Here is a 14,550-nt window from a genome sequence, read left to right on the forward strand (position 1 = left end):
CACGTGAACGGAGGCGGCCCGCACCAGGGGCCGCCTCCTGCTTCGGTGGTGCCGCGCGTTACTGGCCGGCCAGGAACGCCGCCTGATTGCGGTAGAAGGCCTTCACGTCCCGGAAGGACAGGTTCCCGGTGATGTCGATGTGGTCGTACCCGTCCACGCGGCCCAGGCGGTACCAGCCTCCGGGCGCGGTGAGCTGCCCGGTGTACGCGGCGCTGCTCTGGCCCAGCGGGGCGTTCATGGAGCGGTTCGGGACGATGCCGTCGTTCGCCCACCAGGAGCTGTCGTACCCGATCCCGCCGGGGCTGCGGCCGCTGATGTTCCCCAGGCCCGGCTTGAGCGGCCACGCGTACGGGTACGCGATGGGGGAGAGGACGGCGTTCATGGTCAGGTTCGGGTATTGCCAGCCCGTGACGAGGCCCCGGCTGGTGGCGTTCGTCTCCCAGGAGAAGTACTTCGTGGTGCGGCTGCGGCCCACGTAAGTATTTAGTGCGGCGGAGCCGTCCACGCTCAGGTCGTACGCCGCCTGATCACGGCTGTTCCAGATGCCGGAGTTGAAGACCCGGTTGTTGTACGCGCTGAAGCCCTCGCCCGCCGCGCGGCTCAGGCCCCACTGGCCCAGGTCGAAGTCGTACACGAAGTTCTCCGGGTCGATACTGCCGACGCTGGCGGCGAACGCCAGGATCAGGTTCTTGAACATGGGAATCGCGTCCTGCAGGGTGTCCGCCGCCGGGGAGCCGCTGTTGGGCGTGCTGACGGTCATGACGTTCCGGACCCATCCGGCGCGCCCCCCGCTGAACAGGCCGCCGCTGGCGCGGTTGGCGGCGTCCCCGTCATCCAGCAGTTTCACGAGCAGCCGCGCGGTCTGCCCCCCCATGGAGTGCCCCAGCAGGTTCACGGGGTGCGCGGCGTCCCAGGCGGGATAGACGCCCGCGTAGCATTTCTTCGTGTCCTTCTGCGCGTGCCCCTGCGTCTGGGCGTGCGCCGCGCCGTAATCCACGCAGCCGCCCTTGATCTGCGCGAACAATTCCGCCGCGCGGTCCCAGTTGCTGCTGACCGGCCCCAGGCTGGCGGTGTACACGGTGTATCCCTGGGCGCGCAGGTCGGCCTGCACGTCCAGCAGTCCGCCCCAGTAGCGCAGGCCCAGGCCCTCGTCGCGGCCCCAGCCGCCCACGCCGTGAATGAGGATCAGCGGGACGCTCTTATCGAGTGCCAGCGTGCGGGGCTGCGTGCCGCCGGGGTAAGTGGCGGCCAGATCGGTGAGTTTCGGCGCGGCGATCGCCTCGGTCGGGGTGGGGGTCGAGGTGACACTCAGGTGCGTGCCCGCCTGTGCGGTGGGCGTGGCGGGGTCGCTGCGGCACGCGGACAGAAGGCTGGTGACGGCAAGGAGCAGCGTGAGGGGAAGGCGGGATGCGGTCATACGGTCTCCTGGGTGGCAGTCCAGGCGGCCACGCTCCACCCGGTTCGGGGGTGGCGTGTGGGGGCCGGTCGCCGGGTGAATTGTGGGTACCGGAGCATGGTGACAGTTGGCTGACCGCGTGTCTTGACCCGAGTCCAGAAGGATGGGTTCCTGTCGTCTGGAAGGCGCTGGATCACCTGTGGGGAATCTGGCACCCACACCCTTGAATGGCATTTGAAAAGTTTTCGGTCGAAAATCCAGTCAATCTCACGCCGCTGCCGGGCGGATGCGGCATGATGGGGCGCATGACGAACCCCACCCCCCGCCCGCAGACCATGGCGGAAAAGATCCTCTCCCGGCGCGGCACGCAGGTCGTGTACGCCGGTGACCTCGCGGTCGTCGAGGTCGATCAGGTCATGGTCGTGGACTCCATCGCCCAGAGCTTCATCCAGCGCATGGGGCAGGACCTGAACGCCACCCCCAAATACCCCGAGCGGGTCAGCATCGTGATCGACCACGTCGCCCCGGCCAGTACCGTCAGCGTGGCGCAGGCGCAGAAGGAAGCGCGCGAGTACGCCGCGCAGACCGGCGTGCGCCTCTTCGACGTGGGGCGCGGCATCTGCCATCAGGTCCTGATGGAGGAGGGCCTGGCCCGCCCCGGCTGGATCGTGCTGGGCAGCGACAGCCACAGCACCACCTACGGCGCGGTCGCCGCGTTCGGCAGCGGCATGGGCGCCACCGACATCGCCCTGGCCGCCGCCAGCGGCAAGACGTGGCTGAAGGTCCCTGACAGCGTGAAAGTCACCTTCACGGGCGACCTGCGGCCCGGCGTGACCGCCAAGGACGTCGCGCTGGAGATGATCCGCCGCCTCGGCGCGGACGGAGCGACGTACCAGAGCATCGAGATGCACGCCGGGGACCGCTTCACGCGCGGCGAACGCATGACCCTCGCCAACCTCTGCGTCGAGGCCGGCGCGAAGGCCGGACTGGTCGTCCCCGGCGGCGAGATCCTCACCGCGTACGGGTACGACATTCCCGAATGGGTCTACCCTGACGAGGGCGCCACGTACGTGCAGAGCATCGAGATCGACCTTGCCACCCTGAACCCCCGCATGAGTGCGCCCAGCGAGGTGGACAACGTGTTCGACGTGGCCGACCTGCGCGAGCAGCTGCGCGACCAGCACGTGGATCAGGTATTCATCGGCACCTGCACCAACGGACGCATCGAGGACCTGCACGCCGCCGCCGACGTCCTGCGCGGACGGCGCGTCGCGCCGGGCACGCGCCTCCTCGTGATTCCGGCCAGCAGTCAGGTCATGGAGGACGCCATGGCCGACGGCACGTTGTTGACCCTGCAACGCGCCGGAGCGGTCCTGGGCACGCCCGGCTGCGGGCCGTGCATGGGCCGCCACCAGGGCGTGCTCGCCCCCGGCGAGGTCTGCGTCAGCACCAGCAACCGCAACTTCATCGGGCGGATGGGCGACAAGGACGCCCGCATCTACCTCGCGTCGCCCGCCGTGGCCGCCGCGACCGCCGTCATGGGCCGCGTCGCGCTGCCCGAAGACGTGCTCGCCACCTCGGTACCCGCGTGACCGACGCGAACTTCTGGGCGGTCCTCGACACTCTCATGGCGGACGCCGAGGTGGTCGTCGAGCAGCCCGTCGGGTCGGCCCACCCGCGCTTCCCGGACACCTGCTATCCCCTCGACTACGGGTCGCTGCGCGGCACGACTTCCGGTAACAGCGCGGAGATCGACGTGTTTCTGGGACATCCGGACGCCCGCGCCGTGACGGGCGTGGTCGCCACCGTGGACGCCCGCAAGCGCGACACGGAACTCAAACTGCTGCTGGGCTGCACGCCCGAGCAGATGCAGGCGGTGCAGGCGTTCCTGTCCTGGCCGGGCTCGTTCGGCTGCGTGGTGCTGTCCACCCCGGTGCCCGCGTGAACGTCCGGCTGGATCACTGCGTGCTGCACGTCTCGGACTGGGCGCGCTCGAACGAGTTCTACGCGAGGGTGCTGGGGGCCGAAGTTATCCCGCGCGGGCAGGGCTTCGCGTACCGCTTCGGGGCGCAGCAGCTGAACCTGCACGGGCCGGGCCTGAGTCCGCAGCCGCTGGCGCGGGTGCCGGTCGCGCCGGGTGGCAGTGACCTGTGCTTCGTGTGGGACGGCCCGGTCAGTGGGGCCGCCGCGCACCTGGGTGCGTGTGGCGTGCCGGTGGAACTGGGACCGGTGGCCCGCGCGGGCGCGCAGGGGAACGGCCTGAGCGTGTACTTCCGCGATCCGGACGGGTCGCTGCTGGAATTCATCAGTTACGAGCAGTCAAGCGAGCAAGAGGGGGCCTGAGATGCCGAGAATCTGGAAATTTGGTGACAGTGTGAACACGGACGATATCCTGCCGGGCAAGTTCGCGCCGTTCATGGCGGGCGAGGACGTGTTTCAGACGTTCGCGTTCCATTACATCCGCCCGGAGTTCGCAGCAGCGGTGCAGCCCGGCGACGTGCTGATCGGGGGGCGTAACTGGGGCCTGGGTAGCAGCCGTGAGTACGCCCCGCAGGCGCTGAAGAAGTTGCAGGTGGGCGGGATCGTCGCGCCGAGTTTCGCGCGGATCCACTACCGCAACCTCCTGAACCTGGGCATTCCGGCGTTCGAGTACGACCTGACCGGGCTGCTGGAGGACGGCGCGGAGGTGTCCCTGGACGTGCCCACGGGAGTCCTGACGTACGCGGGCGGGACAGTGCAGCTGCCGCCGCCGCCGGAGTTCCTGCGTGAGGCGCTGGCCGAGGGGAGCATCCTGGCGTTCTTCAAGAAGCACGGGCGTTTTCCCGGCGAGCCCGCCTAAACTGGGTGTATGGCGACCCTTGAGATTGATTGCCCCATCTGTGCCGAGGTGCTGGAACTGACCGATCAGGACCGCGCGGAGCTTCAGGTGGGGGACGTGATCGTGTGTTCCTCCTGTCATTCGGAAATGGAGGTGACCCGCAACGACGGCGGCGAGGACTTCGAACTGGAACTGCTGGGCGCGATGACGACCTGCCCGAACTGCGACGAGGAGTTCGAGGTGACGGCCGAGATGCTGCAGGCGGCCCCGATGACCCGTGCGCAGGACGGCGTGGAGGTCGCGCTCATGACCTGCCCGCACTGCCGCGCGAAGTTCGAGCTTGAACTGGCGGACGACGAGGGGTAAGTCCCCTAGACAATAACAAACGATAAGCTCGATATCGTTTAGCCTATCAAACGCAAGGAGTGATTATGGCTACCGTTCAATTTGAAAACCCCGATACCGGCGCGACCATCGAACTGACCAACCCCGAACTGGGCGAACTCGTCATCGACGACGAGACCGGCGTGGAATATGAGGTCGTCTCCATCGACCCCCCCCGCCTCGAAGCCGCCCCGCAGGAAGCGGAGGACTGGGGCGAGTAAAGCGGACACAGCTGGCGGTCAACCCGGTGGTCCGGCAGCTGAGGGCGCAGTCCCCGAAGGTGTCGGACCCGAGCGGAGCGAGAACCCGATCCCAGCAGCGATCCGAAGTGGAAGGAACGGGCGTGGTGTTCGCCCGTTTCTGAAGCGGAGGATCGCTGCTGGCCCCAGGCACCTCTGCCGTCTGACCGCCCGCCCGCTTTCCCCCAGGAGACCAGCATGGCCGACCTCGCCGTCCTGTACGACCGCATCCGCCCCGACGAGAAGATGCTCTTCGAGGCCCTCGACGACCTCGGCGTTCCCTATGACAAGGTCTACACCCCCCAGCTGAAGGTCACCTTCGACGAGCAGGGCCGCGCGAACGTGCCCTGGAAGGTCGCCATCGAACGCTGCGTCAGCCAGAGCCGCGGGCACGGCGTGACCCGCGCGCTGGAGGGCTTCGGGGTGAAGGTCATCAACCCCGCGCACGTCATCGAACTGTGCGGCGACAAGCTCGCCACGAACGCCGCCCTGCACGCCCACGGCCTCCCCACGCCCCGCACTGGGGTGGCCTTCGACGGCGACACCGCCCTGACCCTCATCGAGGAGATGGGCTACCCGGTCGTCCTGAAACCCACCGTGGGCTCGTGGGGCCGCATGGTCAGCCGCCTGAACGACCGCGCCGCCGCCGAGGCCGTCATCGAACACAAGGAAGTCCTGGGTGGGCCACAGCACGGGATCTTCTACGTGCAGGAACTCATCAACAAGCCCGGCCGGGACATCCGCGCGTTCGTGGTGGGCGGCGTGTGCATCGGCGCGATCTACCGCACCAGCGAACACTGGATCACGAACACCGCGCGCGGCGCGAAGGCCAGCAACTGCCCCGTCACGCCCGAGATGGCCGACCTCGCCGTGCGGGCCGCCGCCGCCGTGCACGGGCAGATCGTCGCCATCGACCTCGTCGAGGACCCCGCCGCACAGAACGAGTGGGGCGGCCTGAAGATCATCGAGATCAACCACACCATGGAATTCAAGAACTCGGTCGCCACGACCGGCGTGAACATTCCGCGCCTGATGGGCGAATACGCGATCAGCCTGCTGTAGGCGGCAAGCAAAGGAGGCTCGGTGCGCTACACACCGGGCCTCCCACGGCTGTGCGTTCAGTCCAGCACGTCGATGCCCGCCGCGCGGACCCGGTCGCGCACGTCACGCACGCCGTCCCCGTTGACGCGCATCACGAAGCGGCGGCGGCCGTTCTCGCCGCCGAACGTCGCGACGCTGATGATGTTGCTGGGCAGGATCGCCCCGGTCGCGCGTTCCAGGCTGCCCGGCACGTCCGGCATGTCCAGCGTCAGGCGGTGCCCACCCTCGCGCATGCCCAGGATGCCCGTGAACGCCCGCAGGATGTCCATGGTCGTGATGATCCCGCTCAGCTGCCCCGCGTCGTTCAGGACCGGCAGGCCCCCCACGTGGTGCTCCTGCATGCGCAGCGCGGCGTCCTCCATGTACTCGCCCTCGGCCGCCGTGATGACGGGGCGGGCCATCATCTCGTCCACCGTCAGCTTGCTCAGCAGGTAGTTCAGTTCCCACACGCTGAGGGTCGTGGCCTTGCTGGGCATGGCGTCCTTCAGGTCCTTGCGGGTCGTGATGCCCACCAATCGCCCCTGCGCGTCCAGCACCGGCAGGCGCCGGAAGCCGCCCTCCTTGAGGATCTTCAGGGCGTCCATCACGGGCGTGTCGGGGGAGACGGTCACCGGGTTGCGGGTCATCCAGTCGCGAACGAGCATGCCCGCAGTGTACCCACTGCGCGCCGTCACACGTCCCGTCCCCCGGAATGGGAACGGTATGTGAAGCCCGTCAGGCGCCCTTCATTCGGCTCAGAAAGGCGCATGCTACGTTTCCAGGCATGAAGATCAGCTCGAAACTCGTCGCCCCCGTGGCGCTCGCCGCTGCGTTCGGCCTCGGCATGGTCGCTCCCCACGCCCAGACCACCCCCCAGAAGGTCGCGTTCGTGGACGTCAGCAAGCTCCTGACCGCGCACCCCAACGACAAGGCCATCAAGGACATCCAGGCGAAAGCTGAAGCGGAACTCGGCGCGATCGACAAGCAGATCAAGGCCATCGACGCCAAGGGCGCGAACGCCACCGCCGCCGAGAAGCAGACCCGCGACACGCTCGTCAAGACCATCCAGGCCAAGGCCGCCGACTACGACAAGCAGATCGACCCCAAGGTCACCCAGATCGAGCAGGCCGTCGACAAGGCCGTGAACGCCGTCGCCAAGAGCAACGGGTACAGCATCGTCATGGACAAGGGCGTCGCCGCCAAGAGTGGCCTCGTCATCTACGCCGACGACAGCACCGACCTGACCAGCGCCGTCGTCAAGAACATCAAGTAACCCACCCAGCGCCGGTCAAAGCCTGCCCGCAGGCCAGACCGGCGCTGCGCTTTACATGGAGGTTCACATGAACCGATTCCTGATCCTCGCACCACTGGCGCTTCTCGCGACCGTGCCCCACGCGCAGCAGAGCAAGAACCGCGTGGGCGTCGTGAACGTCCAGAACGTCATCAAGAACATGAGTGGCAGCAAGACCTACCTGGACCTGAACACCAAGTCCAGCGCCGACCTCAAGGCCCGGCAGGCCACCCTGCAGACCCTGGCTGGCAAGGCCGCGAAAGGCACCGCCGCCGACAAGGCCGCGCTCACCAAGGCCCAGCAGGACTACGCCAAGGTCCGCGACGGGTACGTCAAGCAGATCGACGCGGCCTTCAAGCCCCTGGCCACCAAGGTCAACACGGCCGTCGCCAAGGTCGCGAAGACCAACGGCTACAGCATCGTGCTGGACGCGAACGTCGCGAACGCCACGAACCTGATCGTCCACGCGAACACCGCCGTGGACCTCACCCAGGCCGTGCTGAAGGAAGTCAAGTAACCGCCTACACCAGTGAACAGAGGAGGGGGAGACCGGTGATCGGCTCCCCCTCTTCGACTGTGCGTGCCCGCAGGATCAGAGTTTGACGGTCTCGTTCTCACCCTGGTGGGCGTGCTCGCCAGTCACGAGGCCCCTGGCGATCTGGATGAGGCTGCGGACCTTGCCGTCGCTCTCCCAGTATTCCGCGCCGTTCGCGGCGATGTGGATCAACTGGATGTTCGGGTCTTCCTTGCCCTGCGGGAAGTACGCCTTGTACATGTCGCTCCAGAGTTCGTCCAGCTTGGCGCGGTCCTCGACCAGTTTCGCCTCGCCGTTCACGCTGACGTACACGCCCTTGTCGGGGCGGGCGTAGCTGACGTTCACCTGTGGGTGGGCGCGCATCGCGGCGACCTGCTCGGTGTCCTTCCCGCCGATGAACCAGATGTCCCCGTCGAATTCCACCTCCTGGGTGGTCATGGGGTGCGCGTGCAGGTGACCCTCGGCCGTCTGGACGGTCAGCATGGCGAACTTCACGCCCTCGATCATGTCGGCCAGTTTCTTCACGTCATCGGAGTGCTGCTGTGTCATGCCCGGAGCCTCCCACCCGAGTGCAGCGCAGAATGCAGCCGTCGGCACCGTGTGAACGCCTCCCGAAGCCCTCGTGAACGCCCCCTCACGGTGACATGAGGGGCACGCGGTAATCAGGCGGACAGCCCCAGCGCCTCCTGCAATTCCCGGTGCGAGCGCAGCACCCGCGCCGCCCCGATGGCCTGCATCTGCGCGGCGCTGTCCGGGTGGATGTGTCCGGCGGCGAGCAGCGCGAACAGGGTCGCGCCCGCCGCCACCCCGGCGGTGCCGCCCGGCACGGAATCCTCGACGACCACGCAGCGCGTGACGTCCACGCCCAGCCGGGCCGCCGCGAACACGTACAGCTCGGGGTGCGGCTTGCCCCGCCCGCCCACCCACGACGGATCGTAGGCGTGTTCCCCGACCAGGTCCGCCAGTCCCGACGCGCGGAGCTTCAGGTGCAGTCGCCCCCTTTCACTGTTGCTCGCCACCGCGAACGGAATGCCCGCCGCGCGCAGGGCCAGCAGCGTCTCCCGCGCGCCCTGAATGGCCGGGAGGTCATGGAACGCCTGATTGAAGCGTTCCTCCAGCACTGGCAGGAACGCGTCGGACGCCGTCCAGCCGTGCAGCTCCTGAAGGCGCAGCAGCACGTTCGGGAACGTCTGCCCGACTGCCAGATGCGAGAACTCGTTCGCCGGAATGGGCAGGCCGTGCTCGGCCAGCGTCCGCACCCACACCCCCTCTCGGCGAGGTGCTCGCTGTCCACCAGCACGCCGTCCAGATCGAACAGAACCCCCTCGAACGGCATCAGGTGTCGCTGTCCGGGCCGTGCTCCCAGCCCGCCAGGACGTGAATGTGCGTGTGGAAGATGACCTGACCGCCTCCGGTCCCGCAGTTCACGAGCAGCCGGTAATCCTCGGCGTGCATCCGCGCCACCTTCACCGCCGTCAGCCACAACTCGCCCATCTCGGCGGCGTCCGTGATCGCGTCCACGCGGGGCGTCATGCGCTTGGGAATCACCAGCAGGTGAATCGGGGCCTTCGGGGCGATGTCCCGGATGGCGATGTACTTCTCATCCTCGAACACGACGTCACTGGGAATCTCCCGCGCGATGATCCGCTCGAACAGGGTGGGCTGGTCACTCATGCCGCCCACTCTACCCACCCCACTCGCCTTCATGTGGCATTCACGCTCAACCCGGCCGTGATCCAATCAGCTCCCCTCCCGCATATGGCTGGATGTCAAGAACGAACCCCGCCACCCGGCAGCGGTTCACCCACCCCACCTCCCACCCCCGAACCGGACGCCCCGCAAGAGGCGTTCACGGGCGACCACACCCAGGAGCACCACCATGAGCCACGACACCGAACAGCAGATCATCACCGACGCCACCAACGAAACCGCCATGAACCGCCGCGCCGCCATGGGCTTCCTCGGCAAACTCGGCCTCGGCGCCGCCGCCATGGGCCTCGCCGCGGGCAGCACCGCCAGCGCCGCTCCCGCCAAGAACATCGACGGAGACGTCCTGAACTTCGCCCTGAACCTCGAATACCTCGAAGCGGCCTTCTACCTCGCCGCCGTGGGCCGCGTGAACGAACTGCGCAAGATCGGCGGCGGCGCCGACATCCGCCTGCCCGCCGGGCTCGACCAGGACCGCGGCATGCAGTTCAAGGACGGCAACGTCCAGGCCCTCGCCCGCGACATCGCCGAGGACGAACTGCAGCACGTCAAGTTCCTGCACGGCGCACTCGGCAAGGCCGCCGCGCCCCGCCCCGTCATCGACCTGAACGGCGCCTTCCGCGCCGCCGGACAGGCCGCCAGCGGCGGGAAGATCGACGGCTTCAACCCCTTCGCCAACGACCTGTTCTTCCTGCACGGCGCGTTCATCTTCGAGGACGTGGGCGTCACTGCCTACAACGGCGCCGCGACCCTGATCACGAACCCCGCGTACCTGCAGGCGGCCGCCGGCATCCTCGCCGTCGAGGCGTACCACGGCGGCGCGATCCGCAGCATGCTCTTCCAGCAGCGTCAGGTCAGCGCCGCCGCCGGACTGTACGTCGGGCAGGTCGTCCAGGCCATCAGCAACCTGCGCGGCAAGGTCGGCGGCATGAAAGACCAGGGCCTCACGGATGCCAAGGGCATGGCCGTCATCGCCCCCGCCGACGCGAACGGCATCGCCTTCCCCCGCAGCACCCGCGAAGTGCTGAACATCGTCTACCTCGCCCCCGGCGCGAAGAAAGGCGGCTTCTACCCCAACGGCCTGAACGGCAACATCAAGTAAGCGGCCAGGCGAGGGGGATGGAGCAGGGACGCGCTTCATTCCCCTCCCTGTATGGATAGGCCAGCGTGAACCGGCGGCCTTGACGCATCGGCCCACCAACTCGTGTCGATCCAGCCGTTTCGAGACGGAAGCAGCAGACCTCCAGGCGTGATTCACCATGCCCGGAGGTCTGCTGCTCATCCGGAACGGGAGGTCTGTTAGAGCGAGCCGCCACAGCCCGGCTCATCGCCTGAGGTCAGAACGGAACTGGTCGCACATCACACCAAACTCCTGTTGAAGCGCAGGGGACAGTTCAGCGGTCGTGAAATACCACTTCCGTGCACTGTCGCTGATGGGAAGGTCCGCAAGGCTCGACACTTCCGCCTCTACCCCGAAACACTTCAATTCCTCGCGACTCGGAGCCCAGAAATATGGAAGTGGCAGCCCTGGAAGGCGGCGCGCGCCATCCGTTGCGGCCCGCTGGGCGAACACGGACTCGACCGCCCTGCCCGAAAAAACCACGAAATTAGGATTTAACCCGAACTCCTGGGCAAAGGCAGCGCGGTCGCTCGCCGCATCTGATCTGCATCCGAGCAGACCCGTACAGGGCGCGACGTACGTAGACTGCTCACCGCCATGAAACAGCAGAATCGTCGGTTGTCCCCACTGCGCGCCCGGTACCCCGGCCACATAATTTGCGCACGAGCTGACGCAGTACCCTCTGATCGTCAGGTTGATGCGGTGGGATTTCATCCAACGGGCAATCTGCTGCGCTTCTTCTGAACGCCCACCGAAACTCTGGAAGATCAGTTTCGACCCATCAGGCACCTCCTTCCTGAGACGTTCCGCAGTGCCGAAATTGATTGGCCCGACGAACGAGTAGGCCCCCAGTCGGGCATCGTATGTGATCTCCGGCTGCTGAGTCAGGAGTTTGACGTACGTGCATGACGACAGCGCGAGCAGCACGCTGCCCACCACGAGCGCGCGCAGGCCGAGAACACCGGAGGGTACTCTTCGGCCCCACAGTGGCTTGAACATGCCGTGAATTGTAGTTGCCGAACAGCCTTGCCAGGAACGAACCTGGGCGATGCGGCCGTGACATGGAGCCGATGTCCCCGACCGCGACCCCCACAACGGGAGGGCTTACGGTTGCTCCGCTGGAGCGCCGACCAGCATGCGCGGCGACAACCCCCGTGGCCGGTTCTCCTCCTACCCAGAGCACCCGGTACTCCAGTCCATCCGGCCGAATTCCGGCAGATTTACCCTGCGTCGGTCAGTACCTCACCGCTCTGACCGGCGGGTGTTGTCCAGCGCCGCCCGGTACGACTCCACCGACTCGCCGGGGCAGGACAATGGATGCAGCTGCACCAGCTGCCGCCACGACTCGACCCGCTGGTCGTCCAGCATCACCTGCGGTTTGGGCAGGAACGCCGTGAACATGCCCTCCAGGCCCACCTCACGCGCACTGTCCCGCGCGTACTCGGCCCCACCGGAACTCCAGCAGTACAACTCCGAGCCCTGCGCCGCCAGCTCCCGCACATGTGCGATCGCGCCGGGAATCGGCACCCGCGACCGCCCCACGTTCCGCACCAGCGTCTCGTCCACATCCACGTACACGATCAATGGGGTAGGGGTCATCAGATCACTTCTCTGTAGGCGACGCTCTGGCTGCGGTTCTGGAGTTCGCTGCGGAGGTACTGGAGGCGGGGGTGTTCCAGTTTCGGGTCGTGCGCGAGGATGTGTTTGGCGAGTTCGCGGGCCTGTTCGATGATCTGCGTGTCGTTGGCGAGGTCGGCGAGGCGCAGGTCGGGGATGCCGCTCTGGCGGGTGCCGCGGATCTCGCCGGGGCCGCGGAGTTTCAGGTCGGCTTCCGCGATGACGAAGCCGTCGGTGCTGCTTTCGATGATCTTGAGGCGCTGACGGGTTTTCTTGCTGTGTTCCCCGGCGATGAGGACGCAGTAGCTCTGGGCGCTGCCCCGGCCGACGCGGCCGCGCAGCTGGTGCAGCTGGGCGAGGCCGAAGCGTTCGGCGTTCTCGATGACCATGACGGTGGCGTTGGGGACGTCCACGCCGACCTCGATGACGGTGGTGGACACGAGGATGTCGAAGTCGTGCGCGCGGAAGCGGTCCATGACATGGTCTTTCTCGGCGGCGCTCATCTTTCCGTGCAGCAGGTCGATGCGCGCTTCGGGGAGGATGGTCTTGAGGTCGTCGGCGAGCTGCGTGGCGGCGAGGAGTTCGAGGTTCTCGTTCTCCTCGATGAGGGCCGTGACGACGAACGCCTGCCGCCCCTCGCGGATCTGGCGCATGACGAATCCATACGCCTGCTGCCGGGCGGTGTCCTGGATGAGTTTGGTTTCGATGGGCGTGCGGCCTGGTGGGAGTTCGTCGATGATGCTGAGTTCCAGGTCGCCGTACGCGGTGAGCGCCAGCGAGCGGGGGATTGGCGTGGCGCTCATGACGAGCACGTCGGGGCGGCCCGCGAGGAGTTTGCGGCGCTGCTGCACGCCGAAGCGGTGTTCCTCGTCCACGACGGCCAGCCCGAGGTTGTCGAAGCGGACGTTCTCCTGAATGAGCGCCTGGGTGCCCACGACGACGTCCACGTCCCCTTCCGCGATGCGGGTCTGCATTTCCAGTTTCGTCTTGGGGGTCATCGCGCCGATCAGCAGGCCCACGCGGATGTCGAGCTGCCCGAGGTACCCGACGAGGTTCGCGTAGTGCTGCCGCGCGAGGATCTCGGTGGGGGCCATCAGCGCGCCCTGGTAGCCGTCCCGCACGGCGAGGTACAGGGCGCAGGCGGCCACGGCGGTCTTCCCGCTGCCGACGTCTCCCTGGACGAGGCGGGCCATCTGGCGGTCGCTGCGCATGTCGTCCGTGATTTCCAGCAGGACGCGCCGCTGCGCGTTCGTGAAGCGGAAGGGAAGGGCGCCCTCGAAGGTGTGGATGTCGTCGCCCCTGGCGTTGAAGCGTTTGCCCTGCAGCACGGCGTCCTCGCCCTGGAGGAGCATGCGGAGTTCCAGGAACAGGTACTCGTCGAAGCGCAGGCGGTGGTTCGCGCGGCTCAGGTGCGCCTCGTCCGCGGGGAAGTGGATGCCCCACAGCGCGTCGCTCAGGTCCGTCACGCCGTACTGCCGCCGCCAGTGAGCGGGCAGGTAATCGTCCAGTGGCACGGCCTGCAGGGTGCGGAACGCGGCGCGACGCAGGAACTCCTGCGAGATACCGTCCTTCGCGTCGTACACGCCCACGATCCGCCCGGTCGATAGGGAATCCTGCGCGCCGTCCACCGTCTCCAGGTGCTCCACGCTCAGCTGCACGGTCCGCCCGAAGCGTTTCACGCGGCCCGTCAGGACCAGCCGCGCCCCCTCGCGCAGCTGCTTTTCCACCCACGGCTGATTGAACCACGTCGCCTTCACGCGGCCCCCGGACGGCGTTTCCAGCGTCACGTCCAGGATCTGCATGCCGGGCTTGGGACTGCGGCGGGACTTGGCGACCACGCGGCCCTCCACCGTGACCTTCTGCCCCTCCTCGACCTCGGACAGGTCGGGCAGGGCGCGGCGGTCCTCGTGGCGGTGCGGGTAGGCGTGCAGCACGTCGCGCAGCAGGTGCAGGCCCAGTGTGTGCAGCTTGCGCGCGCCGCCGGGGCCAGTGTCGAGCCGCTCGACCGGCGCGTCTGGCGGGAGGCGCTCGCCGGGCTCGGCGGTGGGCACGGCGACCCGCTTGGCGACCGGGGCGGCGCGGGTCGCGGTCTTCTGGCTGTCGGGTTCGGTCAGCAGGTCCAGCGCCGCGCGCAGGGCCACCTCGCGCCCCTGGGCGTCCAGGCCCGCGTACCCAGCCAGGGCCTCACGCACCTTCGGGAAGGGGTTCCCCAGCGGCGAGGCCAGCAGTTTCTCCACGCCGCCCGCCACCACGCGGTTCTGGCAGCCAGACGCCAGCTCTGCCGCCAGGGGTCGCCGCAGTTTCTCCCGTAATTCCGCCACCGTCGCCATCGAGCACACAGCCTAGCAGAGCGGACTAGATTA

At 67.6% G+C, this 14,550-nt stretch carries 18 protein-coding genes; 10 read left to right on the top strand and 8 right to left on the bottom strand.

Going from position 1 to position 14,550, the window contains the following annotated elements; genetic code table 11:
- Positions 1 to 58: 58 nt before the first annotated feature.
- Positions 59 to 1,417 carry a triacylglycerol lipase gene (locus EXW95_RS18240; protein WP_174368663.1) on the bottom strand — a complete coding sequence of 453 codons (1,359 nt, stop codon included), beginning with the start codon at positions 1,415 to 1,417 and terminating at the stop codon, positions 59 to 61.
- A gap of 284 nt (positions 1,418 to 1,701) precedes the next feature.
- On the opposite strand from EXW95_RS18240, the gene EXW95_RS18245 reads away from it, so the two are divergent.
- From EXW95_RS18245 to lysX, 7 genes are all read left to right on the top strand, one after another.
- Entirely contained in the window at positions 1,702 to 2,988 is a 1,287-nt protein-coding gene (locus EXW95_RS18245) for a 3-isopropylmalate dehydratase large subunit (protein WP_174368664.1), read from the top strand.
- The gene (locus EXW95_RS18250) at positions 2,985 to 3,341 is read left to right on the top strand and encodes an inorganic pyrophosphatase (RefSeq protein ID WP_371810156.1); all 357 of its coding nucleotides are present in this window, start codon (positions 2,985 to 2,987) and stop codon (positions 3,339 to 3,341) included. Before EXW95_RS18245 ends, EXW95_RS18250 begins: the two co-directional genes overlap by 4 nt.
- Positions 3,338 to 3,739, top strand: coding sequence for a VOC family protein (locus tag EXW95_RS18255; protein WP_174368665.1), 402 nt, complete (start codon positions 3,338 to 3,340; stop codon positions 3,737 to 3,739). The genes EXW95_RS18250 and EXW95_RS18255 overlap by 4 nt, the downstream gene beginning before the upstream one ends.
- A 1-nt stretch (position 3,740) precedes the next feature.
- Positions 3,741 to 4,235, top strand: coding sequence for a homoaconitate hydratase (locus EXW95_RS18260; protein WP_174368666.1), 495 nt, complete (start codon positions 3,741 to 3,743; stop codon positions 4,233 to 4,235).
- A gap of 9 nt (positions 4,236 to 4,244) precedes the next feature.
- A complete protein-coding gene (locus EXW95_RS18265; protein ID WP_174368667.1) occupies positions 4,245 to 4,580 on the top strand; it encodes a hypothetical protein in 336 nt (111 codons plus the stop codon).
- Between the two features lie 65 nt (positions 4,581 to 4,645).
- The gene (gene lysW / locus EXW95_RS18270) at positions 4,646 to 4,819 is read left to right on the top strand and encodes a lysine biosynthesis protein LysW (RefSeq protein ID WP_058976663.1); all 174 of its coding nucleotides are present in this window, start codon (positions 4,646 to 4,648) and stop codon (positions 4,817 to 4,819) included.
- 216 nt (positions 4,820 to 5,035) lie between these two features.
- Positions 5,036 to 5,899: a lysine biosynthesis protein LysX gene (gene lysX, locus EXW95_RS18275; RefSeq protein ID WP_174368668.1), complete on the top strand. Its 864-nt coding sequence runs from the start codon at positions 5,036 to 5,038 to the stop codon at positions 5,897 to 5,899.
- Between the two features lie 56 nt (positions 5,900 to 5,955).
- Here the strand turns inward: lysX and EXW95_RS18280 are convergent, their stop codons facing one another.
- Positions 5,956 to 6,582, bottom strand: a complete 627-nt coding sequence (locus tag EXW95_RS18280; RefSeq protein ID WP_174368669.1) for a CBS and ACT domain-containing protein — start codon at positions 6,580 to 6,582, stop codon at positions 5,956 to 5,958.
- Positions 6,583 to 6,701: 119 nt separating this feature from the next.
- Here EXW95_RS18280 and EXW95_RS18285 point away from each other — a divergent pair, with 119 nt between their 5' ends.
- Positions 6,702 to 7,190, top strand: a complete 489-nt coding sequence (locus tag EXW95_RS18285) for an OmpH family outer membrane protein (protein ID WP_174368670.1) — start codon at positions 6,702 to 6,704, stop codon at positions 7,188 to 7,190.
- A 67-nt stretch (positions 7,191 to 7,257) separates the two neighbouring features.
- The gene (locus EXW95_RS18290) at positions 7,258 to 7,725 is read left to right on the top strand and encodes an OmpH family outer membrane protein (RefSeq protein ID WP_174368671.1); all 468 of its coding nucleotides are present in this window, start codon (positions 7,258 to 7,260) and stop codon (positions 7,723 to 7,725) included.
- A 75-nt stretch (positions 7,726 to 7,800) separates the two neighbouring features.
- On the opposite strand, the gene EXW95_RS18295 is transcribed toward EXW95_RS18290, so the two are convergent.
- The 3 genes from EXW95_RS18295 to EXW95_RS18305 all read right to left on the bottom strand — a co-directional run bounded on the left by EXW95_RS18295 (position 7,801) and on the right by EXW95_RS18305 (position 9,417).
- Complete coding sequence (locus tag EXW95_RS18295; protein ID WP_174368672.1) at positions 7,801 to 8,292, bottom strand: pyridoxamine 5'-phosphate oxidase family protein; 492 nt, start codon at positions 8,290 to 8,292, stop codon at positions 7,801 to 7,803.
- A gap of 113 nt (positions 8,293 to 8,405) precedes the next feature.
- The gene (locus EXW95_RS18300) at positions 8,406 to 9,002 is read right to left on the bottom strand and encodes an HAD family hydrolase (RefSeq protein WP_371810158.1); all 597 of its coding nucleotides are present in this window, start codon (positions 9,000 to 9,002) and stop codon (positions 8,406 to 8,408) included.
- A 76-nt stretch (positions 9,003 to 9,078) separates the two neighbouring features.
- Entirely contained in the window at positions 9,079 to 9,417 is a 339-nt protein-coding gene (locus tag EXW95_RS18305) for a histidine triad nucleotide-binding protein (protein WP_174368673.1), read from the bottom strand.
- 205 nt (positions 9,418 to 9,622) lie between these two features.
- On the opposite strand from EXW95_RS18305, the gene EXW95_RS18310 reads away from it, so the two are divergent.
- Positions 9,623 to 10,552: a ferritin-like domain-containing protein gene (locus EXW95_RS18310; RefSeq protein ID WP_174368674.1), complete on the top strand. Its 930-nt coding sequence runs from the start codon at positions 9,623 to 9,625 to the stop codon at positions 10,550 to 10,552.
- Between the two features lie 222 nt (positions 10,553 to 10,774).
- Here the strand turns inward: EXW95_RS18310 and EXW95_RS18315 are convergent, their stop codons facing one another.
- The 3 genes from EXW95_RS18315 to recG form a co-directional block, all read right to left on the bottom strand.
- Positions 10,775 to 11,569 (bottom strand): hypothetical protein, encoded by a 795-nt coding sequence (locus EXW95_RS18315; protein ID WP_174368675.1) that lies wholly within the window; start codon positions 11,567 to 11,569, stop codon positions 10,775 to 10,777.
- Positions 11,570 to 11,812: 243 nt separating this feature from the next.
- Positions 11,813 to 12,169, bottom strand: a complete 357-nt coding sequence (locus EXW95_RS18320) for a DUF705 domain-containing protein (RefSeq protein ID WP_174368676.1) — start codon at positions 12,167 to 12,169, stop codon at positions 11,813 to 11,815.
- Entirely contained in the window at positions 12,169 to 14,517 is a 2,349-nt protein-coding gene (recG, locus tag EXW95_RS18325; protein ID WP_174368677.1) for an ATP-dependent DNA helicase RecG, read from the bottom strand. Before recG ends, EXW95_RS18320 begins: the two co-directional genes overlap by 1 nt.
- Positions 14,518 to 14,550: the final 33 nt, after the last annotated feature.

Origin of the sequence: Deinococcus sp. JMULE3 (assembly GCF_013337115.1) — a bacterium.
GTDB lineage: Bacteria > Deinococcota > Deinococci > Deinococcales > Deinococcaceae > Deinococcus.